The following is a 24,415-nucleotide window of genomic DNA, read 5'->3' as shown; positions in this document are numbered from 1 at the left end:
CATATCTATAGTGATGAAAACGCACACGCGTGCTGATCAAATTGAAGGTATCACATAAACCGGTTTTTAACAATAATAAAAAGACTTCTTTCGATAAATCATGAAATTCGTCTTTTTTGTTCTTATATTTGTCACGAAACCGCTTTATAAAATAATTTTCACACTAAAACATGCGTTATTGCATTGACATAACCTATAATACTATTTAGTATTTTGCGGTGTAAGGGTATTGATTAGTAAACATAAAATAAAATTTTATCTAAATGGAGGTTTGGTTTTATGGATAAGCGTTATGCCATCCATCCGGAGCATGCTAAGACATTTACTACAGAACAGTTGCGCGGCCAGTTTCTGGTGCAGGATCTGTTCGTTCCTAATGAAGTGAAGCTGTGTTACACCCTGGAGGACCGTGTCGTTATCGGGGGGATTTATCCGGTTAATGAGCCCGTTGAATTGAAAGGCTACAATGAAATCAAGGCTGACTATTTCCTGCAGCGCCGTGAAATCGGCATCTTCAACGTGGGCGGCAGCGGCTCGGTCCGAGTGGATGGAGAAGTCTACGCGCTGAACCCGAAGGACTGTCTGTATGTCGGACTGGGTAGCAGGGAGCTTATTTTTGAAAGTGATGCAAGCGAGCAGCCCGCCAAATTTTATATTGCCTCTGCCCCTGCCCACAAAACCTATCCTACGCAAAAGCAGGAATTCAAGACCGTTCCTGCCGAGGAGCTTGGTTCCCCGGAAACAGCCAACAGCCGAGTGCTGCGCAGATACATTCACGAGGACGGCATTCAAAGCTGCCAGCTAGTCATGGGAATGACTGCCTTGAATGCAGGCAGTGTGTGGAACTCGATGCCTACACATACGCATGACCGCCGGATGGAAGTGTATTTCTACTTTGAGTTGGATGAGAATGCTAGAATGTTCCATATGATGGGTGAGCCAACAGAGACCCGCCATATTGTGATGAAGAACGAAGAGGCGGTCATTTCCCCGCCTTGGTCCATCCACTGCGGAGCGGCCACAAGCAACTACACGTTCATCTGGGCTATGGCCGGTGAGAACTACACTTACAAGGATATGGACGCGGTAGCTATGGATGAGCTGCGTTAACCACCTGAAAGGAGAATTAGTATGATCAAAATGAAGGTGCTGCAAAACATCAAGTCACTGGGCGTAGTCGCGGTCATCCGTGCAGACGATCCTGAATCAGCCTACAAAATGTCGGAGGCTTGTATCGAAGGTGGCCTCACGAATATTGAGCTTACCTTCACGACGCCTGATGCGGATCAGGTCATCAAGAAGCTGAAGGCTGCGTTTTCAGACCAAGCAGTGATCGGTGCCGGTACTGTGCTCGACCCGCTGACCGCGCGCATATCTATTATGGCTGGAGCCGAATTTGTGGTGAGTCCCGCATTTGATGAAGAAACGGCCAAAATGTGCAATTTGTACAGCATTCCCTACATGCCCGGCTGCATGACGATCACGGAAATGAAAGAGGCGTTGAAGCTCGGCGTGGATGTGCTGAAGCTGTTCCCAGGCAGCGCGCTCGGTCCTGATTTTGTCAAAGCTGTGAGAGGCCCGCTCCCGCATGTGCAGATCATGCCGACCGGCGGCGTGGATTTGGACAACATTGAGCAATGGCTGCGCAACGGCTGTATTGCGGTCGGCATCGGTGGTAATCTGACCGCGCCTGCACGCGACAACCGTTATGATCTGATCACCGAAACCGCTGCCCAGTATGTAGCCAAAGCGGCACAAGCGATCGGAGCACAGAAGTAACCTAGAAACGGATTCAATAGTTTGCCTGCACCGGCATCAGTTTTGAGCGGCTGCAGGCAGACTGTCAATTGTTTTAATTTTAAGATAAATTGGAGGGTTAATAATGGAATTGGATGCATTTTCGATGGATTTTTTCAGCCTGAAAGGTAAAACGGCAATCGTCACCGGGGGCAACACCGGGCTCGGACAAGGTTATGCGGTGGCGCTCGCCAAGGCAGGCGCTGACCTGTTCATTGTGACGTATGATCAGGATTGGGAGGAAACCCGCGGTCTGATTGAAAAGGAAGGCTCCGAGGTGGTATTCCACCAGGCTGATCTGACCGATAAGGAAGCGCGTACAGGTGTAGTCAAAGCATGTGTGGATGCGTACGGTAAAATCGATATTTTGGTCAACAATGCGGGTACGATCCGCAGAGCGCCGCTGCTTGAATATAGAGAGGAAGACTGGAACGCGGTCATGGAAATCAACCTGAATTCCGTATACTTCCTCAGCCAGGAAGTTGCCAAAATCATGGTAGAGCAGAAGAGCGGCAAAATCGTTAACGTTGCCTCCATGCTCGCCTTCCAAGGCGGCAAGTTCGTGCCTCCATACACGGCAAGCAAGCATGCCGTAGCCGGAATTACGAAAGCATTTGCCAATGAGTTAGCCATCCATAATGTGCAAATCAACGCTATCGCACCTGGTTATATCGAGACAGCTAACACTGCGCCGATACGCGCCGACGAAGCCCGCAACCAGGAGATTCTCTCCCGTATACCTGCAGGGCGCTGGGCGAAGCCGTTCGACCTGATGGGAGTTATGGTATTCCTGTGCAGCCGTGCTTCCGACTACATGAATGGTCATGTGCTGGTCGTTGACGGTGGCTGGCTCGTCAGATAACAACGAATTTTAAATACTTATATTATTGTTTTTTGTGTATAATTTCCAAACAGCAGTCGCGCTAATGGCTAAGAGCAGGGCATACAGGAGAAGTTGTATGCCCTGCTTTTTTCCTGCAAGCGGCATGACCGCGAGGAGACGAATATGCTATGCTCTGCTAAATGCGAGTTAGAGCGGAGGGACCGAAATGAATGAATTGAAGTTTGAGACGGATGGCTGCAAAGTCACCTATGGCACAGAGAGTGTAACGCTGCTGGCCAAGGAATTTGCGCTGTTGCGTTTTTTGTACGATCACTGCAATCAGATATTCACCAGGGAGCAGCTTCTGGATCATGTATGGCCCATGGAATATCCGGTGGAGCGAACGGTGGACGATCATGTGTACAGACTGCGCAAAAAGCTGCGCCGCTGGAGCGGGCTCTCCATTCATACGGTCAGAGGTCTGGGCTACAAGCTGATTCGGGTACCTGTAGGGGAGAGGTTGCTGCCTTCCTTGAACGACTCTCGAATGCAGGAGGCTGTGCACATACTGCTGCAGAGATATCACCTGCTTGGGCAGGGGACTTCTCTCCAGACGCTGGCCGCGCAGGAGGAGCAGCTCGGATTTGAGCTAACTCCTCTGTACCGGATGTACGCCCATTTTGTTAAAGCGGATATCGGCTGGTTTTTGGAGGAAAAGGAGCTCCCCGCTGGGGTTCTCCTGTATTGGTGCCTGATCTTGTATTGGGCCACGGGCCCGGTTACGCCTTATACGGTGCAGCAGTGTGAGCGGGCGCTCGCCACCGGCGTTCTTCCCTCGTCGCATGCAAGGGAGCTGCGTCATTTGAATATACTGGAGGCTTATATCGAGAACGACGAGCCGGGACGGGCTGCCAGGCTGCTGCCTCGCACGCACGAAATTGTAAAGAGAGATCGATTGGACGGGTTTATACTTCCTGTTGCGATCACGGAGGTATACTTGCATCTGTCCGCCGGACAGCTTGTGAAAGTCCATGAACAATTGGGCCGTATTGAAGCTATGCTGGAGGAGATGCCCTACCTGCGGGAGCGGGGGCGCTACACTATTTTCAAAGGATTATGGCATCTTCGTGAAGGTCATGCCGTAGAGGCGGAGAAGCTGGTGGATGAGGGGATCAGGATTCTGGATGCGGCGGGACAGGAGCTAATGAAAATCAAGGCCGTATGCCAGATTGTCCGGTATTTGGAGCTGCATTGTCCGCACGAACGATTAGAAAATAAATACAAACGTGTCTATGGGGGGCTGGATCGGGACAACAAGCTTTCCATCCTGCGCCCGCAGCTTGCGTCCTGGCTTGAACATACCTTGGCTACTGTCTGATATTCTTCTGACAAACTTCCGTTATGATCATCCCTATTCAGAAAGTACAGGAGATGATCGCTGGTATGAAAACGGAAGTGTATGCAGAGGAGAAGCTGGGTGCCCGGAAAGCGGGGGGCTGGAGAAGCCGCCCCTTCCGCCTTATGTTTGCCGCGCACGCGATGGCTTCGCTTGGCGATTGGTTTGACGCCATTGCGATTCAAGTGCTGATAGCTTACAGATGGGGAGTGGACCCGATGATTATTGCCTTGATCCCCATAGTGATCGCGCTGCCGGGACTTGTGCTCGGGTCCTTCGCTGGGGCGCTTGCCGACCGTATTCATCAGGCGCGCCTGATGATGGCCTGTGACTTGATCGCCGCACTGCTGACTGTATTGATTTTATTCGCGCCAGATATCGCTTGGCTGCTGCCGCTGCTGGCCACACGGGCCACTGCTGGTGTCTTTCAGTTACCTGCCCAGCAGGGGCTGACGCGCAGGGTGGTGGCAGATGGCGAACTTTTGCAGGCTTCGTCATGGAACGGCCTCGCGAACCAGAGCGCGAAGGTTGCGGGTCCGCTGCTTGGTGCGGTGACGCTCGCGCTTTTATCCCCGCAGGCCAGCATTATGCTGAATGCGCTTATGCGGCTGTCCTCCTGTGCGCTGCTCTGGCCTTTACGCCGGATCGGTGGAGCTGCAGACGCGGGTGATGGCGGACAGGAGCCTGTGAAAGAGCATTTTCTGGCCGAATGGCGGGCAGGATGGACGCTCCTGCTGGGCAATCGGCTTCTGCTCAGCACATTGCTGTTCATTTTCATGGGTATGACGGCTATTCTTATGATCGATTACCAATTTGCCGTACTGCTACGCTATCTCGCGCCGGGGAATGAATCGCTGATGGGCTGGCTGATTTCTGCGCTTGGCTTCGGAGGTGTGGGCAGTATGCTGATTATGAGGCGTTTCCGGCATGTGTCTCCCGGCTGGGGTCTGGGCGGAGGAGCGTTGCTGATCGGGTGCGGAATCGCGGCGTTGGGATTGATGAGGCCTGGAGTAGGACTGCCTGTGATATTGGTTGTCGGGATGATGATAGGCATCGGGAATGGAGTCAGCATGATCACGCAGACGTATATTCTGCAGACAGGTACACCCGCAGCGATGGTAGGCCGGGTGTTCGGCATCCAGAGCACGCTCATGGGAATGATTATGATCACGGCCCCCCTTCTCGGAGGTGTGTGGATACAGGAGGCGGGAGTCAGTGCGGCTTTTTTCTGGATAGGCTTATCGGTTGCCTGCATGGGCTTCGGCGGTGTTCTGCTCAGGTTCCGTATGTGGGGGAGAATGGACAAGGGAGAGCTCACAGAAAAGAGGGGGGCACTTTGACGAAGCGTGCTGTGTGAGCGTGAAATATCGCGCTTTTTGTTTGTGGAAAATCCTCAAATTTTATCATAAAATATATTATTTTAATGTTAAAGAAAAATGGATTGAAAAGAAAAAAAAGATCGAATATGATTACGATAATTCTTTCACCTCTGAGTCCAACAATTCATTTCATAACATAATTGTGCACTTATTGCTATCCGATCTGCATCATGAACTACTTACTCCTTAAACTTAAAATATCATGGGAGAGTGGTTGAAAATTATGGCTAACGCAGAGGTTGTATTGCTGGAAACACTGCAAGAACGCAAACAGATCATTATTGATGATGTGGCGGCATTGGGTTATCCCTATACGGAGTATGATCAGGGCCGGAAGGTGGGCGGCTATGCGGCTATGGCCCAGTTTGCCCTAGGTAACATTAACACAGGGCAGGAATACGTGAACATTCATTTGAACCGGAATCAGGATATGTTCTGGGGCATGAATGTGATGGAAGCGTATATGAAATACAAGCAGTACTACACCACTGAAATGCAGGCCAAGGTAAAGAGTAAGATGCTGAGTTTCAATATACTGAACGCGGATGGGACGGGGCTGCTTGGCACGACGGAAAACCACCGGCTGATGTATGCCGCCATAGGGGTGATCGGCGCACAGGAATGGAGCGATTATCCGGCTAATTACGCAGCGATTGCCAGAAGCTATCTGCTGTCCGAGCTGCCGAAGATTGTGACGCAGGGATATTGGGAGTATGATTCTCCCACTTATTTTGTTCACCATACCGGGCCGCTGTTGTTAGTGACCGAATATTGCACGGACACGACGCTGCGCGAGATGGTCAGGCTGACGCTGGAATGGTATTTTGCGAGCATTGTCGGAGAATGGCTGCACGGATACTGGGTCACAAGCCAAGGACGGACATACAACGCGCAGCAGGAGCCGGCCATTACACTGGATGAGAGCGCAGTACAGCTATGGATGCTGTTCGGGGACAGCCGCAAGCCGATGTACCTCGGCAATGAAACGAATCTGAAATTCACCAGCATTCCGTTTGCATTGTCGGAATATGAGCTTCCGTCCATTTTTACCCGCATCGCCACAGACCGCAGTACAACGTATACTCACAAGGAACGAATGGCGAGAAACAGCAACAACCCTTACAAAACCTGCTATATTACGCCGGATTATGCCGTCTTTGGCCAAAAGGATAATCGGCAAGCCCAGAACCAACTACACCGTTGGGGGCTCAAATGGGTCGGTGATTCGTATGATGATGAGCCGAACACCTTCTTTATGAAGCAGCATTACTCGGAAACAATTAATCTGGATCCGTCTGCAAGTGAATACTGGATCGGCGGTACGAATATGGAAGAAGTGCTGCAGAACGACGGGACGATGCTGGCGGTATACAATATGATCGGCTCGAACACCTGGATTGACGGTCCGGTCTCCTATAACGGAATTAAGGCAACCATCGAACAGAATGCGGTGGAGCGGAACGGATGGATTTTCTTCCATGCTGGCAAGGTTATGCTCGCAGTCCGGACAGCCAAACCCTATAACTGGACATGCGGTACCGAATCCTGGAGATATGGCGGGCTTGAAAGGGCGCTGCGCAGTGACGGAGCCAAGAATGGGGTCATTGTAGAAACGGCACCTGTGGCAGGTTATGCGGGCGGCACCGCCCTTAGCGAGCTGGAGCGTTTTATTGAGGCGGTTCTGTCGAACACTGTCGTGGATTTCAGCGGAATTGATGGAGCCAATCCGCGCATTTATTATAAAAGCCTGACGGGAGCGGAAATGGAAATTGTGTACGGCACATCCCGCAAAATTAACGGTAAAGCCGTCAGCTACACCAACTGGCCCCTGCTGGATAACCCGTGGATGCATCAGGATTATAACAGTTCTAAGCTGGTACTGAAGCATGGCCTGGAGACCAGGACCTATGACTTCCTGAATTGGACGGTAACCACTGCGATCAACATGTAAGGCATAAGTAAGGGATTGCCCTCCCATGTATGTGGTGGGGGCAATCCCTTAATGCAGTTTATTGCCGGTTTACATTGAAGGAGCCGGATTCGTATTGTCCGTCGTCCATACGCCAACATGCTCGGCCGCAAATTCAGCCAGTGATTTGGGCCGTCTTCCCGTAACCCGTTCCACGGTATCTGTGACTTGATCTTCCACACCGCCTCTGCGGATTCCTTCTTCGAGGCTGGCAAGGAATTCTGCGTAATCCGCCGAAATCCCGATCTGTGCCAGACCGCTGCTGAACTCCTGAGCTGTAATTCAGACCTCCTAATCCTTGACGGCCCCGGCAGCGATGTCGGAGATGAACTGGCGGCTAATGAACAGAAACAGGATAATCAGGGGCAGCACCGCCAGCAGCGTCCCGGAAATGACCATGGCATAATCTGTATTGTAAATTCCGTTCAGTTGGGAAAGGGCGATTTGCAGCGTGAACTTGTGTTCGTCTGTCAGCACGATCAACGGCCATAAATAATCATTCCATGCTCCGATGAATGTGAAGGCACCGAGGAAGGCGAACGCCGGACGCAGAATGGGGAGGGCGACATTCCAGTAGAGGCGAAAGAAGCCGCACCCGTCCATGCGTCCGGCGTCCAGCAGCTCGCTAGGGATCGACTCCTCTGCGTATTGGCGAATCCAGAAGATGCCGAATGCATTGACCATACCGGGTATAATCAGAGCCTTGAACGTACCCACCCAGCCGAAGGCAGCCATCATGACAAAGGAAGGGACAAGCGATAGCTGGGAAGGCACCATCATGGTCGCCAGCAGGATGATGAATAAAGCTTTTTTACCGGGAAAATCGAATTTGGCGAAGGCGAAGCCGGCCAGGGAATCGAAGAACAGAACGAGCAAGGTCACCGATCCGGCAACAAACAATGTATTGAAAAAAGCCCCCGCAAAGTCAATCTGCTGCATCACCCGGGAGATGTTATCCCAGAACTGGCTTCCGAACCAGAGCTGTGGAGGGAAACGGTAAATATCCGAAGTGGTTCGTGTAGACATGACCATAAGCCAGTAAAAAGGGAACATGGAGATGATCATCCCAGCCAGCAGTCCGGCGTATAACAGAGCGGTCCTTGTCTTTGCCTGCATCATGCCGCAGGACCTCCTTTTCGCGTCATTTTTTGCCCTGTACAAGCTTCCAATTCAGCATGGAGAACAGCGCGATGATCAGGAACATCCCCCAGCCGACAGCCGCTCCATAACCGAAATAGTTGTTGACGAACGATTCTCTGTATAAATACAGCACGATCGTCATGCCGCTGGCACCCGCCCCGCCGTCATTGCCCACCAGCACCTGCGGCTCGGTAAAGAGCTGCATGCCGCCGATGGTGGATGTAATGACCGTGAATAAAATGACGGGACGCAGCATCGGGATGGTCACCCGGAAGAAGGCCTGCATGCCGGTGGCCCCGTCGATTTTGGCAGCTTCATACAGCACATGCGGAATGCTCTGTAAGCCCGCCAGGTAAATGATCGCGTTATAGCCGGTCCATCTCCAGACGACCATGGAGGAAATCGCAATCTGGATGCCCCACGGGACATTCAGCCATTGCACCATCGGCAGCCCCAGCGTCTGCAGGATAAAGTTGAGGAAGCCGAAGTTGTTGGCGAACAGGGCTCCGAAAATGATCGCTACGGCAACAATGGAGGTCACATTGGGCAGAAAGAAGCCGACACGCCACAAGGTGCGCATTTTGACAAATGGGGCATGCAGCAGGAACGCAATGATCAGGGCGAAAAAGAGCATGGGAATCGTCGAGTACACCCAGATCAGCAGCGTATTGCCAACAGCCTGCCAGAATTCATTGTCCGTCACCATATAACGAAAATTGCCCCAGCCGTTGTAGGTCATTTCCCCGATGCCATCCCATTTATGGAACGCCAGATAGAGAGAGAAGCCGACCGGGAAGAGGCCGAATACCGCAAACAGAATATAAAAAGGTGAAATCGCGGTGTACAAGGCACGGTGCTTCCATAGTTCTCTCAGCATGTTGCTCCTCCTTTTCACAAGATCTCGCTCCCCTAGCGCTGCAGCTCCCGCTCAATGCGGTGCAGTGTCTCGGCCCAGACCGTCTGCGGATTGTCATTTTGTTTGGCGATGTTGGCCAGGCGGCGGGTCATGATGCCGTGGATGACGGGATGGCGCTCGCCGAAGAAGACGGTTTTGACGTTGCGTGCCGATTCGGCGAACACGAGGCCGGTAGCCTGGTTCCCGAAGAAGGGCTCAGGCTTCTTCATCGCCGGATCGTCGAACACGCTCGGTGTGGAAGGGAAGAGAGCAATGCTTTCATAGGCGCGAAGCTGGTTTTCCGGGTTTTGCAGCCAGTTCAGCACCTGGAAGGCTTCTTTGGGATGCTTGCTGGATTTAAGAATCGAGAGAAAGGAGCCGCCTTGATTGCCGTCCGCTTCAGGAGCGCGCGCTACCCGCCATTTTCCGGCCGTGTCCGGGGCGGCTTCCATGAGCACCTGCTTCATCCAGACGGCTCCGACGAAGGAGGCGACTTTTCCATTATTCACGGCGGCGTTCCATTCTGGCGTCCAGCCGTCGGCGTTGGCAAGCAGTTGTTTCTGATGAAAGTTGACCGCAGTCTGCCAACCGTGCCGGACGGCCTCTGACTGGTCACCGATAAAAGAGCCGTCAGGCTTGAAGTACAGTGCGGAGCTTTGCGCCAGCACCTGGTTGTAAACGTTGCCAATATTATCGGTTAAAAATACGCCGCTTCCCAGCTTCTGCTGCAACTGCTCACCCGCAGCCATGTAATCCCCCCAGGTGCGGATGGAGGTGCTGACCTCCTCTGGGTCACCGGGCAGGCCGGCCTGCTCAAACAGGTCACTGCGGTAAAATAGTGCGGTCGGACCTGTATCCATGGGAAAAGCGATCATTTTACCTTCAGGCGTTACGCCCTGCTGCCATTTCCATTCCAAATATTGATCCTGCAGGTCGGCAGCACCCAGCTCATACAGATCATAAAAGCGGTCCGCGCTCGTAAACAGCTCCGGCATCCAATCGTTCAAGGCCACGATATCCGGCTCGCCTGTCCGGGCGGCCAGCGTGGTCTTCAGTTTGGCTTTGAAGTCACCGCCGATCTTCTGTGCATTGATTTGGATGTTGGGAAACTGTTTTTCCGCCTTGGCAATCAGGTTATCGTCGATAGAGCGGTTCCAATACCATAATGTAAGCGTTATCTTTTTTTCGTTTGATGAAGAAGCGCCCGGTGAGTAAGATGGACTGCATGCGCTGAGCACGCAGAGAATGAGGAACAACAGAATAAGACATAAGATTAAGATTAATTTCATACAACATACCCCCTTGAAGTCTGAATATGACCATGTTTCCGGTGTGTTTATACCAGGGCGAGGCAGTGAATGCGATGTATGCTGCTTATGTCTGTTATTGTATGAGCTTGGGATCGGATGATGTGCGTTAATTGTGCGATAAAATTCAAATATGGACCGGCATATTCGGAAGAAGGTGCTTTGTAAGCAAGGGGAGACGCTCCAAGAACGAACCATTCCTTCAATCGCAGTTGCCCCCAAATTTCAAATTTATGTTTTAGCGGAAGAAATTTTGGGGCAAAGGCGAACGCTGATGCTTTTCCGGAATTGCTTCGTCCTCTCCGCTGCTCCGTGCTCACCCCTACCTCACAAGCCAAAAGAAAATATCGCCAATCGGAAGAATCCCCTGCGCTTCTTGGTTAACACAAAAAAAGGTCGAGAACCAAGGTATATTTCCCCTGGTTCTCGACCTTTTAGCTCAAAAGAGAAGGAGCGTTACATCAGCTTCTTAATTTCGTCCTTCAGGATTTCGGATTGGGTGCCGAAGATGACCTGCACGGCTCCGCCACCGAGTCTCATGACTCCGGAAGCGCCGAGCTGCTTGAGCGCCTGGTCGTTCACGGCTTTGTCGTCCTTGACGACAAGACGGAGGCGGGTGATGCAGGCGTCGATGCTCTCGATATTATCCGTTCCCCCGATCTCGGCGAGCACCTTGCCCGCCTTGGAGTCAGCAGATGCTGCCGCAACAGTAGAAGCATCACTGCGGGCATCGGCATCGTAGACTTCATCCTCACGGCCCGGTGTTTTCAGGTTGAACTTGACGATCATGAACCGGAACAGGAAGTAATAGACGACTGCAAACGCGAGTCCGACCGGGATCATGAGCAGCGGATTGGTCGACAGCTTCATGTTCACCAGGTAGTCGATCAGGCCTGCCGAGAAGGCGAAGCCCAGCTTCACATTCAGCAGGTACATAACCAGTCCCGCCACCCCGGTCAGGACGGCGTGCACCACATACAGCAGAGGTGCCGCGAACATGAACGAGAATTCAAGCGGTTCGGTGATCCCTGTCAGGAAAGAGGCCAGGGCGGCTCCGATAAAGATCGATGCGACCATTTTACGCTTTTCAGGCCGGGCTGTATGAATCAAGGCAAGAGCCGCGGCTGGAAGAGCGAACATCATAATCGGGAAGAAGCCGGACATGAACATGCCTGCCGTAGGGTCTCCGGCAAAGAAACGAGTCAGGTCGCCGTGCACAACTTCCCCGGCTGCATTCGTATAATCTCCGATCTGGAACCAGGCGATAGAATTGAGGACATGGTGCAGACCAAGTGGGATCAGCAAACGGTTGGCGATCATGAAGACCATGGAGCCAACACCGCCGAAGCCGACAATCCAGGCGCCGAACACGCCAATCGCGTCTTGAATCGGGCTCCAGATCATACCGATCAGGATGGCCAGCACGAGCATAGATCCAGCCGTGGCCATCGGCACAAAGCGCTTGCCAGAGAAGAAGCCGAGCCAGTCGGGCAGCTTGATGCCGTGATACCTTTTATACATGTAGGCTGCCAGTAACCCGGCAAATATACCGCCCAGTACGCCCATATCCAGCTTGACATCGTCCGGAATGTAGCCGAATACGCCCGGAACCGCGCCCAGAATCCGCGTGAGCACCATATAAGCAATCAGGGCGGAAAGCGCGGCGACCGCATCCCCCGCCAACCCGATCGCCACTCCGATGGCGAAGATGAGCGCAAGGTTGCCGAAGATCGCCCCAGCGCCTTGGTTCAGAAACGGAGCTACATATTGGTTGAGAAATCCCCCTACCACAGGTCCGAGCGGAATATCCTTTTCATAGTTCAGCAAGCCGAAGCCTTGAAGTATTCCTGCCGCAGGTAGTGTTGCCACAGGCAGCATCAAGGATCTTCCCAGTTTTTGCAGTGCTTTTAGCATATTGTTCTTCCTCTCTGTTTTTTAATCTATCTTATTTGGGCAAGCTGACTTTCATGATGGTTCCCAAGCCTGCTTCTGCGTTGCCGTAGTTCGGATGCGCCTGCCACTGCTGTTCTGCGGTATTCGCAATGATGACAGGGGTGATGACAGGATAACCAGCGGATGTTATGGCACTCAGATCAAATTCGATCAGGGTCTGCCCGACCGTGACCTGATCCCCCGTCTGGACCTGAGGCGTAAAGCCCTGTCCCTTCAGGCTGACGGTATTGATGCCGATATGCAGCAGCAATTGCAGCCCGGAAGCATGCTCAAGCATCACGGCATGATGCGATTTGATCAGATGCACCACTTTCCCGTCGATGGGAGCAACAAGTCTGCCCTCCTGGGGAATCATTGCGGCACCTGGCCCCATAGCTCCTTGTGCGAAAGCCTCGTCAGGCACTTCCTCCAGACTGACACAGGCTCCGGTGAGCGGGGAGGCGATGGATATAACCTCAGCTTCTTCAGTTGGCTTGTTTTTTTTCCATTTCCAGATCATTTCGTGTTGTCCTTCCTGTTGTGGATTTTGGCATGTGTCTGAAAGAGACGGTATAAATGCATGGCGAGAAAAGCAGTTTCTTCCTCGGGAACCTCTGTGCCCAGATCCTCGGCCATCACGGCGCTCAGCTTTCTGGCCAGCCTGTGTTCGGACGGGTACTCGTTTTGCACATATTGTGCGAAGGTGGGGGCCGTCATCGGCTGCTGATATAGGCGTTCCATGGAAAAACGCAGATGTATCATGAGCCTCGCCTGGCTAAGGCTGCCCTGCTCGAAGCGGATGCCGCCCTCCTCTTCAATGATGGACTGCAGCTTGCTGATCACATTCGATACCTTGACCAGTTGTCCGACAGGGACGTGATTAACGGAGGAATACACATGGTACGTCAGGAATCCGGCTTCATCCTCCGGGACCTCTACGCCAAAGGCTTCTCCGATCATGGCTGCCGCTTCCGAGGCGATCTCGAATTCCTTCGGAAAGCTGAGCTTGGTCTCCATAAGGAAAGGATTCAGAATCTCCATCTCGTTGCGGAGCCTGTATAAGGTGAACTGGATATGACTCGGAAGAGCAAGGTAGACCTTGTCATTCAGCTTGCCGGGAAATTGGTCGGCGATGAGACGGATGATCCGGTCAGAGATGTCGATGACCTTGGGGTCCAAGTCTTTCATCAGCTCCTGCGCCTGGCCCCACTCCTCCCGGTCCTCCAGCCGGAACCTTTTCTCAATCCGCGGATCATCGGCCTGAACGGTGCTTTCCCCTTTGAATGCAAATCCCAGTCCTTTGCCGATCAGCACGTACTCCTTGGTGTTCTGGTGCGACCGGGCCAGAACTATATTGCTGCCGACAACCCGCTCCACCTGCAGCATCATTCCTTTACTCACGGTTCACCGCCTCCTCGCTTCTAAAATAAATGCCTCTGTGCTTATAGGAACAGCAAAAAGAGCCAAGAAGCGAGCGAGTACGGTCTCATGTTCGCTTCTTGGCTCATGCCCTCTGGGGTGGTAACACGCCAATGTGTATGAAATTACCTAAGCCTTCTTTCCTACATAATATAGAAGCTAATCTGACACCGTCAACAGTAATTTTGTCATCTGCCCGTTCGTTGTTAATATAGGCTATACTCATAGTGAAAAGGTACATTTACGGGAGGCGAAATATGGCATTTTACGGACAGCAGATTATACCGGCTGCTAAGCATATGAAGCAGTTTGAGTCGATCTTGGAGAGCAATTACCAATACGGTGTATTTCTGGATACACATGTGGCGCAGCTTCGCAGCCTGTATCAGATGGCCCGTGGCAGGGAGAAGAACATGCTGCTGCATGCCGATCTGGTGCAGGGCTTGAAGAATGACGAATATGCGGCACAGTATTTGTGCCAGGAGATTAAGCCGTTTGGCATCATTTCCACTCGTGCCGGGGTGATTACAACCGCCAAGAAGAAGGGGATTCTGGCCATTCAGCGTCTGTTTTTGCTGGACACGATCGCTCTGGAGAAAAGCTATGCGCTGGTCGAGAAAACACAGCCTGACTTTATAGAGGTGCTGCCTGGTGTTATGCCGCACATGATCGCGGAGGTCAATGAGCGGACAGGCATCCCCATTCTTGCCGGCGGCCTGATTCGCAGTGTTAAGGATGTGGAAATGGCGCTCGCGGCCGGGGCTACAGCGGTAACCACCTCGAACAAGAATTTGTTTGACCATTACGCGCTATGAAAAAAATCATATTGACACCGCTTACATGTTACGATATGATCAATTCAAGTTAATACACCGTGACGGAGACGAGGAGAGCCACACAGACATCCCATGCTGCAGCATGGGGGGCGTTATGTGTGCTCTTCTTTTTTTGTGCGGTTGTAAGGGTTTGCACGCATGTTAAATGAGGGAAATTAAGAACATTAGGAAACTAAGGGGGTATACGAGTATGACGCCATTTTTAGCGGAATTGGTGGGGACCATGATTCTAATTACACTCGGTGCGGGGGTCTGTGCCGGGGTTGCATTGAACAAATCGTTCGCGCAGAGCTCCGGCTGGATTGTCATCGGTATGGGCTGGGGATTGGCGGTGGCGTTTGCGGTTTATGCGGTTGGCGGCATCAGCGGAGCGCATCTGAATCCGGCGGTGACGCTGGCGCTGGCATTCCAGGGAGCATTTCCTTGGGCAGACGTACCCGGTTACATTATCGCTCAAATGATTGGCGCGATGGCCGGTGCAGCAATTGTCTATCTGCATTACCTGCCGCATTGGAAGGCAACCGATGATCCGGGCGCGAAGCTTGGCGTATTTGCCACCGGACCGGCGATTGATCATCCGTTTTCGAATGTGCTCAGCGAGATGATCGGGACGTTTATTTTCGTGCTTGCTCTTCAGGCCCTGGGGGCCAATGCATTTACAGAAGGACTTAATCCGCTGCTCGTCGGCTTCCTGGTTGTCAGCATCGGGTTGTCCCTGGGCGGAACAACGGGTTATGCCATTAATCCTGCCCGGGATTTGGGGCCGCGTCTCGCGCACTTCCTGCTGCCCATCGCGGGCAAAGGCAGCTCCAATTGGAGATATTCGTGGATTCCGGTTGTGGGTCCGCTGCTCGGCGGCTCGTTCGGAGGACTTTTTTACAGTGCTGTATTTAAAGGAGTTCTGTACCCGGCGTTCTGGGCGGTGCTCATTCTCATCGTGATTGTCCTCGGCATCGCTTTGCAGGCTGGGCGCAAGCGGGATGCCAAAACCGCAAACAAACTGGTAGCGTGATTTATTCAATGACCATTGACCATATAGGGGGATGATATTTATGGAAAAATATATTATGTCGCTGGATCAGGGAACGACCAGCTCACGGGCTATTTTATTCAATCGTGAGGGAGAAATTGTCTATACGGCGCAGCAGGAATTTCCGCAATATTTCCCTCAGCCGGGCTGGGTGGAGCAGAACGCTAATGAAATTTGGAGCTCCATTCTCGCCGTAATCGCTTCTTGTCTGTCCGAATCGGGCATCAAAGCCGCTCAAATCGCTGGCATTGGTATCACTAACCAGCGTGAAACGGTCGTAGTGTGGGATAAAGAAACCGGTCTTCCGGTATATAACGTCATTGTATGGCAGTCGCGTCAGACCGCCGAAATCTGTGAAGGGCTGAAGGCGCAGGGGCTGAACGATGTATTCCGCCGCAAAACCGGGCTGCTGATCGACGCTTACTTTTCCGGTACGAAGGTGAAGTGGATTCTGGATCATGTGGAAGGTGCGCGTGAGAAGGCAGAACGCGGCGAGCTGTTGTTCGGCACGATTGATACCTGGCTGATCTGGAAGCTCTCCGGCGGCAAGGCGCACGTAACGGATTATTCCAATGCTGCCAGAACGCTGATGTACAACATCCATGAATTGAAGTGGGATGAAGAGCTGCTGGACATTCTGGGTGTGCCGCAAAGCATGCTTCCGCAGGTGCGTCCTTCTTCCGAGGTGTATGCCCATACGGTTGATTATCATTTCTTCGGCGAGAATGTGCCGATCGCGGGAGCGGCTGGCGACCAGCAGGCGGCCCTGTTCGGGCAGGCTTGTTATGATAAAGGCATGACCAAGAACACGTATGGCACGGGATGCTTCATGCTGATGAATACAGGTGATCAGCCGGTTGAATCCGAGCACGGGCTGATTACGACCATCGCTTGGGGATTGGAAGAGGGCAAGGTGCAGTATGCGCTGGAAGGCAGTATTTTTGTGGCTGGCTCGGCCATCCAATGGCTGCGCGACGGACTGCGTATGTTCAAGGATGCGAAGGAAAGCGAGGCTTATGCATCGCGTGTAGAGTCCACCGATGGGGTGTATATGGTTCCTGCCTTCGTAGGGCTGGGCAGCCCGTATTGGGATAGTGATGTCCGGGGGGCTATGTTCGGATTGACGCGCGGCACGACCAAGGAGCATTTCATACGGGCTACGCTGGAGGCCTTGGCCTACCAGACCCGGGATGTGCTGACGGCGATGGAGAGCGATTCGGGCATCAAGATGACAGCGTTGAAGGTCGATGGCGGCGCGGTACTGAACAACTTCCTGATGCAGTTCCAGAGCGATATTCTCGGCTCCACTGTAGAGCGTCCGGCGGTTCACGAAACGACGGCGCTGGGAGCGGCTTCCCTGGCCGGTCTGGCTGTTGGCTTCTGGAAGGATCTTGATGAGCTGCGCACGCATATGAAGGTGGATCGGTCCTTTGAGCCGGCCATGGATGAGGGTACACGTGAGCGTCTGTATGCAGGCTGGCAGAAGGCGGTTCATGCCGCCATGGCGTTTAAATAATAAAACATAATGCTGCGGATTTGACGTTTATTTTTCAACGGCAGTATGTTACGATGGATACAAGTTAATATCCTTGTCAGGAGATTCGGAGAGACCACGATACACCCGGCCAACCGCTGCGGTGCATTTCGTGGTCTCTTTTTATTTTCGCGCTAAAACAAGCTTAGCTGGGTGTATTTAAACTAAGAACCGGGGGGAAATGATATGACTACAGTTCAATTTGCGGGAAACGAACGGACCAAGCTGCTGCGGCGGATGGCCGGAGAGCATTTCGACGTGCTGGTCATCGGCGGCGGGATCACAGGAGCGGGCATCGCGCTTGATGCGGCTACGCGCGGCATGAAGGTGGCGCTGGCGGAAATGCAGGACTTTGCGGCAGGGACCTCCAGCCGTTCCACGAAGCTCGTTCACGGGGGGCTGCGTTATTTGAAGCAATTTGAAGTTGGGATGGTGGCTGAGGTCGGCAAGGAGCGCGCCATCGTCTATGAGAACGGACCGCATGTTACGACGCCGGAACGTATGCTGCTGCCGATGCATAAAGGGGGAACGTTCGGCAAGTTCACAACCTCCATCGGGCTGCAGGTATACGACCGGCTGGCAGGTGTCAAGCACAGTGAGCGGCGGCGGATGCACGATGCGCAGGAGACGCTCGCCAAGGAGCCGCTGCTGAAGCGTGAAGGCTTGAAGGGCGGCGGCACCTACGTGGAATACCGGACGGATGATGCCCGGATGACGATTGAAGTCATGAAGAAGGCGATCTCCAGCGGCGCGTTGTCGGTCAACTATGCCAAGGTCTCCAAGCTGCTCTATGAGAACGGCCGTGTGATCGGGGCCCATGTGACAGACCGCGTAACCGGCGAAGGCTACGATGTGCGGGCAACGCTGGTCATTAATGCGGCAGGGCCATGGGTAGACTCGCTGCGTGAAATGGACGGGTCCAAGAAAGGCAAGACGCTGCAGTTGACCAAGGGTGTGCATCTGGTCTTTGACCAGCAACGTTTTCCGCTCCGACAGGCCATCTATTTCGACACACCGGACGGCCGGATGGTATTCGCGATTCCGCGTGAAGGTAAAACCTATGTGGGCACGACGGACACGGTATATAAGGCGGATGCGGCCCATCCACGAATGACTACGGCAGACCGCACTTATATTATCAATGCGATCAATTATATGTTCCCGGATGTGAAGATTACTGAAGCTGATGTGGAATCAAGCTGGGCAGGCGTGCGTCCGCTTATTTATGAAGAGGGCAAGGACCCGTCGGAAATTTCCCGCAAGGATGAAATCTGGGAGTCGGCATCCGGACTGGTCACTATTGCAGGGGGCAAGCTGACAGGCTATCGTAAAATGGCTGAAATGGTCGTGGACCGAGCGGTGGAGCTGCTGAAGGAACGGACGGGAGTCTCCTATGGCGGGGCGATTACGAAAGATCTGCCCATTTCCGGCGGTGACGTAGGCGGCTCGAAGGGATTTGAGAGCTTCGTGCGCTCGACTGCCGACAAGGGCGCTTCTTATGGTGTGCCGCGTGCGCTCGCGGAGGCTTGGGCCAAGCGGTACGGCTCTAACATCGAGCGGGTGTTCGCTATTGCAGCCCGGGCGAAGCAGACCCGGGCCGAGGAGCAGCTTCCCGATGAGGTGAGAGTACCGCTGCTGTATGCCATGGAAGAGGAGATGGCGGTCACTCCGGCTGATTTCTTCATCCGCCGTACCGGTGCGCTTTTCTTCAACATTGCCTGGGTGATGCGGTGGAAGACACAGGTGATTGCGCTCATGGCCGAACGCGGCGGCTGGAGTGCGGAGCAGCATAGACAGTATACGGAGGAGCTGGATACGGAGCTGCATTATGCCGTGGTGCCTGAAGACGAGAAGAGCGTAGTGACGGTTGGTTAAATGATAACGAGGCTGCCGCCTGGCAGCCTCGTTATACGTTTAGGCAGAATTGTTGAAGCAACGCCCAATTCTTAACAATTATAGCAGGTCACTTCGAAAAGAATCCCATCAAGAGCTGTGAAATACAGAGTGTAACCACCTCTGATCATTCTAGGCTCATGTTCGGACGCAATGCCGGCTGCCACCAGTTTCTCATAGAAATGATCTACTTCGGTCATCGTTTCTACATAAAATCCCAGATGGAAGTCCTTAGGGTAAAGAGCTTCGTTATGGTCGGACCGTAGTTTGCTAAGAACTAAATTGAACCCATGACCGTCAGTCATCCCGGCAATGAAATCCCCTTTTTGATCTAAGAGTTGAAAATCGAAAATATTTTGAAAAAATACGACTGCTTCTGACACATCATAAACACATAAGTTCAAATGGCTAAGTTTCATTTGATGATCTCCTTTTCTGAGAGGATCTCTCGCGGGATGCTCAACCCCATTTTCTAATGGTGTTAGAATAATCTAATGATGTTAGAATAAAGGGCTGTGGTATACTTGTCAAGTGAAAGAGGTGAACGCATTGGCGAGACGACGAATCACCTGGCTGCCGAACTCGGTAAACGAGGAAGGCACAGGTCATATTCCTCTTGACCGGGTTCGAATCCTGGAAACCGCCCTGTGGTTATTGGACGAGATTGGCTTGAAAGAATTAAGCATGAGGAAAATAGCGGATAAATTAGGAGTGAAAACAGCATCCTTATATTACCATGTCAAAGATAAAGAAGAATTGATGCAGATGCTTTCGGATCGGATAAGCGGAGAAATGGTTTGGCCGGAAATATCTCTGTCTTGGCAGGAGCAAATTTATCAATGGGCGGGGCAGTTCAGAAGGGTCCTTCTCTCTCATCGAGATACGGTTGAGTTGTTCCGCCAAACGATTGCAATGGGTTACGAGCGGCTAACCCAAATCGAAAAGCTGTTTCAACTGCTTGTTTCGGCGGGCTTCTCAGATTCCCACGTTCCGTGGATCGCCTCTATGCTGAAAAATTATGTGTTGGGCTTCGTCGCTGAAGAGGACCAACTACAGGCCATTGCAAAGAACCATTATTCCTCATATGACGAAATGGGCAATCAGTATGATCAATTTTATCGCCAATTACCTGAAGAACGATTTCCGAATATGATTCGCTTGGCTTCCTATACCACTAAAACCAATTGGGAGAATGAATTTTATTTTGGATTGAGTGTATTAATAGACGGATTTTCAGTCAAGCTCACTGAGGGAAATGAGAAGAAATCAATGAGGCCAACCTAGTGGAGCAGCAGTTCCACCAGGAACGGTGCACTTGCCAGTGTGAACACCTCGGCAAGCACCAGGGGGATGCTGGAAATCGTTCTGGTCAGCAGACTCAGCTCGAATGCTTTCGAGGTGCCGGTGTCGTGAGTGGATTTTTTTCACCCAATCCATGCTGCACAAGAGCAGCCGGGAGAGCAGGGATTAGCGGAGAGCGGGGAGAGAGTCAAAAAAAGCCGCTGTCACGAAGACAACGGCTTTCCCGTGTTAATTCAAGGGCGGGCGGAATATCCCTAGCTTAGCCCGGTTGTATACATCCAAAATCCTGTCCAGCTTAAGCGACTTGTCCAACACACGATTGTCTCTGAGGCCATGCTGATTCGCCATCTGGTTCAATTCCTGACGTTCTTTCTCCAATAACTTTTCCAATTCTTTGAGGTTCACAAGGCACCCCCTCATAAGATGACCTTCTTATGCACTCCCAGAGAAGTAAAAATTTTGATTTCTATTCTTATCGACATTTTATCATCAATTTATAATATTTTACCATAACATATATCATTTATTTCTATTTCTTTTTAATAGAGACGCTCTCGATGGGCGCTCATGGCGGTCAACGCTATCTGGTCCAACCGAGGTCTATATATCATCTTTTGCCATGTTAAGCTGTTCTGAGGATTCCAGATCACTTACATTTCAGGTAAAGGCATGGTAAAGTGAAAGGATAAAGACCGGAACGGGTGATCCCATGAAGCCAAGGATAACGGTTCATATTTCAGTAAGGCCGCTGGTCGAGTATGTGTACCGCAGCGGCAGCCTCATACCCGGGTTCCGTTCTGCAGGCAGCATGCAGGAAGGGACAAGGGTACATCAAAGCGTTCAGGCGCAGTATAAAGAGACAGACAGGAAGGAAGTGCTCCTGAAGGCGGAGCTTGTTCATGAGAATCTTCTCTTCGTAGTGGAAGGTCGCTGCGACGGCCTGATTGAGCTGGATGGCGTCTTGACCGTTGATGAGATCAAATCTTTCGCGGGTGCCGCCGGAGAACCGGAAGGAGACGGACTGCCTGTGCACTGGGCGCAGGCCATGCTGTACGCCTATATGATTGCGAAGGAAGAGGGGCTTCCTTCCATGCAGGTTCAACTGACCTACGTCCAGCAGGAGAGCGGGGTGACAAGACGCTTCCGGCGGCAGCTTTCGCATTCTGAGCTGGAGGAATTCGTCCGCCATCTGCTGGAGGCATACGCACCCTATGCACATCTGCTGGCTGAACACAAGGAGCGCCGGGATGATAGCATTCGGACGCTTGAATTTCCCTTTGCGCAGTACAGAGCCGGACAACGCAAGCTGGCGGGTGCCGTCTATAAAACAATCGCCGAAGGCGTGAATCTGTTGGCAAAGGCGCCGACCGGCATCGGCAAGACCATCTCCACGCTGTACCCGGCGGTGAAGGCGGTGACGGGAGAAGGTATTCAGCGTATATTTTACCTGACTGCCCGGACTACAACCCGTGCTGCGGCAGAGGATGCCTTTGCCCTGATGCAGCGTCGCGGCCTGCGATTGCATGTGATCACCCTGACTGCCAAGGACAAGATTTGCTTCAAGGATGAGCATGCATGTGATGCCGGGGAATGCGGCATGTGTGATGGATATTACGACCGGATTAACGGAGCGGTAATTGACATTCTAGAGAATGAAACGATCATGACCCGTACAGTCGTGGAGGCGTATGCCCGGAAGCACAGCGTATGTCCGTTCGAGTTCTCCCTGGACGTTGCGTATGCTTCGGACGCTGTGATTTGTGATTATAATTATGTATTCGACCCGCGCATCTCATTGAAGCGGCAGATGGAGGAGCATAAGCGGAAGAGCGCCCTGCTGGTGGATGAAGCACATAATTTGGTCGAGCGCGGTCGCGAGATGTTCTCGGCTGAAATCAGCAAATACGCATTCCTGGAGCTGAAGAGAGCCTTCAAGACGCTGAACCCGGAGGTTGCCGTTGCGGCGGGCGCAGTGAACACTTATTTCATTAATCTGCGCAAAGCGTTGACGGAATCCGGCTATGAGGTCTCCGAAGAGCAGCCTCATGAGCTTGTCGAGCTGCTTGCTTCCTTTGCGGGTGCAGCCGAGCGGGAGCTGCTTGCTTCCGCTGGAGGGGATGCCGAGGTGCATGTGCTGCTGCTGGATACCTATTTTGCTGCGCAAAACATGGTCAGGGTTTCAGGGCTGTATGATGAACGGTATGTGACCTATTCAGTCCATACACGCGAGGACCTGACTACACGGCTGTTCTGTCTCGACCCGTCCACTCTGATCGCTTCCGCCGTTAAAGGGTACAGGTCTGCCATCTACTTCTCGGCCACGTTAACTCCGCTCTCTTACTACCGGGACATGTTGGGAGCGGGAGAAGACGATTATACACTGCATATCCCGTCTCCTTTTCAACCGGAGCAATGGGATGTCCGTCTCCTCCCGCTGTCGATACGCTATCGCGACCGCGAGCGTTCGCGAAGACCGATCGCTGACATGCTGGAGACGCTCGCGGCTGAGAAGAGGGGCAATCTGCTGATTTTCTTTCCGTCCTATCCTTATTTAAGGGAAGTGGCCGAAGAGTTCATGAGCCGGGATGCGGATACAGAGATTCTGGTGCAGAGCCCAGGGATGCGTGAAGAAGAGCGGGATGCTTTTCTGGCGGCGTTCCAGCCCGACCCGGAGAGGACTCGGATGGGCTTTGCGGTGCTCGGAGGAGTATTTGGTGAGGGTGTTGACCTGCCTGGAGACCGGCTGAATGGTGTTGTGGTCGTTGGGGTGGGCCTGCCGCAGATCGGCGCGGAGCGGGATATTCTCCGTGATTATTTCGAACGTGAGGGCAAGAACGGCTTCAATTACGCCTATGTATATCCCGGCATGAATAAAGTGCTGCAAGCAGGAGGCCGCCTGATCCGGACGGAAGCGGACGAAGGGGTGCTCGTGCTGGTGGATGACCGTTTTGTTCAGGAGCCGTACGTATCGCTTCTACCGGAGGAATGGAGACATTTTCGAATATTAGGCAAGGGAACAGGAAGGGTACAGAATGAATTTTAATTTCCATAACGATTCTATTCGCGGGATTCTCCGCAACCTGGGACAGGCCAAAACGGATATTTCCGATATTGAGACTTTTCTGGCTTTTGCCAAACTGGCGAACGGTATTTTTCGCGAAATGAACAGCGACCTGGCCAAGCAGGGCGCCTCTCAGGGCCGGGTGATCGTATTGAGCCTCCTATCCCGTAATGCCCCACATGACATGACACCTTCGGAGCTGGCGCAGTTGGCCGATGTGACGCGAGGAACGATGACGGGCTTAATCGACGGTCTTGAGCGTGACGGGCTGATTGAACGGGTGGCGCATAAAGGGGACCGGAGAATGGTGACGGTGCGGCTGAAGGAGCACGGACAGGCTTTTCTCGATGATATTATTCCGTACTACACGAACCTGATTGAAAAGCTCCTGTCCGATTTCACGGAGGAGGATCATGAGATGATGCGGCGGCTCCTCTTCAAGATGAAAATTGGCTTCGACCAGCTATGGCAGACTCCAGAATGCAGAGGGCTGGCCAAAGAAGAGAAGCCGGAGGATTAAAATCTGCTGGCTTTCAGTCTTTCATTAGAATGAAGGGGTGTCCCAGAAGGTCCATTGACCGGGGGCACTCTTTCGTGTGTTTGTGAGACGCTCCGAGAACGAAGCATTCCTACAATCGCTGTCGACCCTCTGGGCCGAAGGCGAACGCTTCGCTTTTCCGGAATTGCTTCGTTCTCTCCGCT

Annotated in this window: 22 protein-coding genes; 13 read left to right on the top strand and 9 right to left on the bottom strand. The window is 52.6% G+C overall.

All coding sequences use genetic code 11. The features are described from left to right. Nucleotides 1-279 precede the first annotated feature (279 nt). The 6 genes from kduI (at nucleotide 280) to OIN60_RS05460 (ending at nucleotide 7,346) form a co-directional block, all read left to right on the top strand. Nucleotides 280-1,110: a 5-dehydro-4-deoxy-D-glucuronate isomerase gene (gene kduI, locus OIN60_RS05485; protein ID WP_305753845.1), complete on the top strand. Its 831-nt coding sequence runs from the start codon at nucleotides 280-282 to the stop codon at nucleotides 1,108-1,110. A gap of 21 nt (nucleotides 1,111-1,131) precedes the next feature. Further along, nucleotides 1,132-1,779, top strand: coding sequence for a bifunctional 2-keto-4-hydroxyglutarate aldolase/2-keto-3-deoxy-6-phosphogluconate aldolase (locus OIN60_RS05480; protein ID WP_305753844.1), 648 nt, complete (start codon nucleotides 1,132-1,134; stop codon nucleotides 1,777-1,779). Between the two features lie 103 nt (nucleotides 1,780-1,882). Continuing rightward, nucleotides 1,883-2,659: a 2-dehydro-3-deoxy-D-gluconate 5-dehydrogenase KduD gene (gene kduD, locus OIN60_RS05475; RefSeq protein ID WP_305753843.1), complete on the top strand. Its 777-nt coding sequence runs from the start codon at nucleotides 1,883-1,885 to the stop codon at nucleotides 2,657-2,659. A gap of 187 nt (nucleotides 2,660-2,846) precedes the next feature. Beyond that, nucleotides 2,847-3,998: a winged helix-turn-helix domain-containing protein gene (locus tag OIN60_RS05470; RefSeq protein WP_305753842.1), complete on the top strand. Its 1,152-nt coding sequence runs from the start codon at nucleotides 2,847-2,849 to the stop codon at nucleotides 3,996-3,998. 65 nt (nucleotides 3,999-4,063) lie between these two features. Then, entirely contained in the window at nucleotides 4,064-5,356 is a 1,293-nt protein-coding gene (locus OIN60_RS05465) for an MFS transporter (protein ID WP_305753841.1), read from the top strand. 262 nt (nucleotides 5,357-5,618) lie between these two features. Continuing rightward, entirely contained in the window at nucleotides 5,619-7,346 is a 1,728-nt protein-coding gene (locus OIN60_RS05460) for a hypothetical protein (protein ID WP_305753840.1), read from the top strand. Between the two features lie 69 nt (nucleotides 7,347-7,415). Here the strand turns inward: OIN60_RS05460 and OIN60_RS05455 are convergent, their stop codons facing one another. The 7 genes from OIN60_RS05455 to OIN60_RS05425 form a co-directional block, all read right to left on the bottom strand. Beyond that, nucleotides 7,416-7,544 (bottom strand): hypothetical protein, encoded by a 129-nt coding sequence (locus tag OIN60_RS05455; protein WP_305753839.1) that lies wholly within the window; start codon nucleotides 7,542-7,544, stop codon nucleotides 7,416-7,418. A 111-nt stretch (nucleotides 7,545-7,655) separates the two neighbouring features. Further along, complete coding sequence (locus OIN60_RS05450) at nucleotides 7,656-8,483, bottom strand: carbohydrate ABC transporter permease (RefSeq protein ID WP_305753838.1); 828 nt, start codon at nucleotides 8,481-8,483, stop codon at nucleotides 7,656-7,658. Nucleotides 8,484-8,505: 22 nt separating this feature from the next. Beyond that, nucleotides 8,506-9,381 carry a carbohydrate ABC transporter permease gene (locus OIN60_RS05445; RefSeq protein ID WP_305753837.1) on the bottom strand — a complete coding sequence of 292 codons (876 nt, stop codon included), beginning with the start codon at nucleotides 9,379-9,381 and terminating at the stop codon, nucleotides 8,506-8,508. 32 nt (nucleotides 9,382-9,413) lie between these two features. Continuing rightward, a complete protein-coding gene (locus OIN60_RS05440; protein WP_305753836.1) occupies nucleotides 9,414-10,688 on the bottom strand; it encodes an ABC transporter substrate-binding protein in 1,275 nt (424 codons plus the stop codon). Nucleotides 10,689-11,162: 474 nt separating this feature from the next. Beyond that, a complete protein-coding gene (locus OIN60_RS05435; protein ID WP_305753835.1) occupies nucleotides 11,163-12,620 on the bottom strand; it encodes a PTS transporter subunit EIIC in 1,458 nt (485 codons plus the stop codon). Nucleotides 12,621-12,651: 31 nt separating this feature from the next. After that, entirely contained in the window at nucleotides 12,652-13,158 is a 507-nt protein-coding gene (locus OIN60_RS05430; protein WP_305753834.1) for a PTS sugar transporter subunit IIA, read from the bottom strand. After that, on the bottom strand, nucleotides 13,155-14,039 hold the full coding sequence (locus OIN60_RS05425) for a PRD domain-containing protein (protein WP_305753833.1): 885 nt from the start codon (nucleotides 14,037-14,039) through the stop codon (nucleotides 13,155-13,157). The genes OIN60_RS05430 and OIN60_RS05425 overlap by 4 nt, the downstream gene beginning before the upstream one ends. A gap of 275 nt (nucleotides 14,040-14,314) precedes the next feature. Between OIN60_RS05425 and OIN60_RS05420 the strand changes: the two genes are divergently transcribed. The 4 genes from OIN60_RS05420 (at nucleotide 14,315) to OIN60_RS05405 (ending at nucleotide 19,332) form a co-directional block, all read left to right on the top strand. After that, entirely contained in the window at nucleotides 14,315-14,872 is a 558-nt protein-coding gene (locus OIN60_RS05420; protein WP_305753832.1) for a glycerol-3-phosphate responsive antiterminator, read from the top strand. Nucleotides 14,873-15,083: 211 nt separating this feature from the next. Beyond that, nucleotides 15,084-15,905 (top strand): MIP/aquaporin family protein, encoded by an 822-nt coding sequence (locus OIN60_RS05415; protein ID WP_305753831.1) that lies wholly within the window; start codon nucleotides 15,084-15,086, stop codon nucleotides 15,903-15,905. 40 nt (nucleotides 15,906-15,945) lie between these two features. Then, complete coding sequence (glpK, locus tag OIN60_RS05410) at nucleotides 15,946-17,439, top strand: glycerol kinase GlpK (protein WP_305753830.1); 1,494 nt, start codon at nucleotides 15,946-15,948, stop codon at nucleotides 17,437-17,439. A gap of 204 nt (nucleotides 17,440-17,643) precedes the next feature. Further along, nucleotides 17,644-19,332, top strand: coding sequence for a glycerol-3-phosphate dehydrogenase/oxidase (locus tag OIN60_RS05405; protein WP_305753829.1), 1,689 nt, complete (start codon nucleotides 17,644-17,646; stop codon nucleotides 19,330-19,332). A gap of 71 nt (nucleotides 19,333-19,403) precedes the next feature. On the opposite strand, the gene OIN60_RS05400 is transcribed toward OIN60_RS05405, so the two are convergent. Then, entirely contained in the window at nucleotides 19,404-19,769 is a 366-nt protein-coding gene (locus tag OIN60_RS05400) for a VOC family protein (protein WP_305753828.1), read from the bottom strand. Nucleotides 19,770-19,899: 130 nt separating this feature from the next. Between OIN60_RS05400 and OIN60_RS05395 the strand changes: the two genes are divergently transcribed. After that, a complete protein-coding gene (locus OIN60_RS05395) occupies nucleotides 19,900-20,634 on the top strand; it encodes a TetR/AcrR family transcriptional regulator C-terminal domain-containing protein (protein ID WP_305753827.1) in 735 nt (244 codons plus the stop codon). A 246-nt stretch (nucleotides 20,635-20,880) separates the two neighbouring features. Here OIN60_RS05395 and OIN60_RS05385 read toward each other — a convergent pair whose 3' ends face one another. After that, nucleotides 20,881-21,057: an aspartyl-phosphate phosphatase Spo0E family protein gene (locus tag OIN60_RS05385; RefSeq protein ID WP_305753826.1), complete on the bottom strand. Its 177-nt coding sequence runs from the start codon at nucleotides 21,055-21,057 to the stop codon at nucleotides 20,881-20,883. Between the two features lie 304 nt (nucleotides 21,058-21,361). Between OIN60_RS05385 and OIN60_RS05380 the strand changes: the two genes are divergently transcribed. Both OIN60_RS05380 and OIN60_RS05375 read left to right on the top strand, forming a co-directional pair. Next, entirely contained in the window at nucleotides 21,362-23,695 is a 2,334-nt protein-coding gene (locus tag OIN60_RS05380; RefSeq protein WP_305753825.1) for an ATP-dependent DNA helicase, read from the top strand. Beyond that, complete coding sequence (locus tag OIN60_RS05375; protein WP_305753824.1) at nucleotides 23,685-24,233, top strand: MarR family winged helix-turn-helix transcriptional regulator; 549 nt, start codon at nucleotides 23,685-23,687, stop codon at nucleotides 24,231-24,233. The genes OIN60_RS05380 and OIN60_RS05375 overlap by 11 nt, the downstream gene beginning before the upstream one ends. The last annotated feature ends 182 nt before the right edge of the window (nucleotides 24,234-24,415 follow it).

The sequence above is a fragment of the Paenibacillus zeirhizosphaerae genome (assembly GCF_030705605.1).
GTDB classification, from domain to species: domain Bacteria; phylum Bacillota; class Bacilli; order Paenibacillales; family Paenibacillaceae; genus Paenibacillus; species Paenibacillus zeirhizosphaerae.
Note: the sequence above shows the minus strand (reverse complement) of the source record. Positions and strands in the feature narration are given on the sequence as shown.

What these genes read in the sequence shown, in the direction of transcription:
- OIN60_RS05435 (WP_305753835.1), bottom strand. Translation starts at nt 12,620, where the DNA reads ATGCTAAAAGCACTGCAAAAACTGGGAAGATCCTTGATGCTGCCTGTG.
- kduI (WP_305753845.1), top strand. Translation starts at nt 280, where the DNA reads ATGGATAAGCGTTATGCCATCCATCCGGAGCATGCTAAGACATTTACT.
- OIN60_RS05470 (WP_305753842.1), top strand. Translation starts at nt 2,847, where the DNA reads ATGAATGAATTGAAGTTTGAGACGGATGGCTGCAAAGTCACCTATGGC.
- OIN60_RS05375 (WP_305753824.1), top strand. Translation starts at nt 23,685, where the DNA reads ATGAATTTTAATTTCCATAACGATTCTATTCGCGGGATTCTCCGCAAC.
- OIN60_RS05465 (WP_305753841.1), top strand. Translation starts at nt 4,064, where the DNA reads ATGAAAACGGAAGTGTATGCAGAGGAGAAGCTGGGTGCCCGGAAAGCG.
- kduD (WP_305753843.1), top strand. Translation starts at nt 1,883, where the DNA reads ATGGAATTGGATGCATTTTCGATGGATTTTTTCAGCCTGAAAGGTAAA.
- OIN60_RS05480 (WP_305753844.1), top strand. Translation starts at nt 1,132, where the DNA reads ATGATCAAAATGAAGGTGCTGCAAAACATCAAGTCACTGGGCGTAGTC.
- OIN60_RS05440 (WP_305753836.1), bottom strand. Translation starts at nt 10,688, where the DNA reads ATGAAATTAATCTTAATCTTATGTCTTATTCTGTTGTTCCTCATTCTC.
- OIN60_RS05460 (WP_305753840.1), top strand. Translation starts at nt 5,619, where the DNA reads ATGGCTAACGCAGAGGTTGTATTGCTGGAAACACTGCAAGAACGCAAA.
- OIN60_RS05430 (WP_305753834.1), bottom strand. Translation starts at nt 13,158, where the DNA reads ATGATCTGGAAATGGAAAAAAAACAAGCCAACTGAAGAAGCTGAGGTT.
- OIN60_RS05445 (WP_305753837.1), bottom strand. Translation starts at nt 9,381, where the DNA reads ATGCTGAGAGAACTATGGAAGCACCGTGCCTTGTACACCGCGATTTCA.
- OIN60_RS05400 (WP_305753828.1), bottom strand. Translation starts at nt 19,769, where the DNA reads ATGAAACTTAGCCATTTGAACTTATGTGTTTATGATGTGTCAGAAGCA.
- OIN60_RS05380 (WP_305753825.1), top strand. Translation starts at nt 21,362, where the DNA reads ATGAAGCCAAGGATAACGGTTCATATTTCAGTAAGGCCGCTGGTCGAG.
- glpK (WP_305753830.1), top strand. Translation starts at nt 15,946, where the DNA reads ATGGAAAAATATATTATGTCGCTGGATCAGGGAACGACCAGCTCACGG.
- OIN60_RS05450 (WP_305753838.1), bottom strand. Translation starts at nt 8,483, where the DNA reads ATGATGCAGGCAAAGACAAGGACCGCTCTGTTATACGCCGGACTGCTG.
- OIN60_RS05405 (WP_305753829.1), top strand. Translation starts at nt 17,644, where the DNA reads ATGACTACAGTTCAATTTGCGGGAAACGAACGGACCAAGCTGCTGCGG.
- OIN60_RS05415 (WP_305753831.1), top strand. Translation starts at nt 15,084, where the DNA reads ATGACGCCATTTTTAGCGGAATTGGTGGGGACCATGATTCTAATTACA.
- OIN60_RS05420 (WP_305753832.1), top strand. Translation starts at nt 14,315, where the DNA reads ATGGCATTTTACGGACAGCAGATTATACCGGCTGCTAAGCATATGAAG.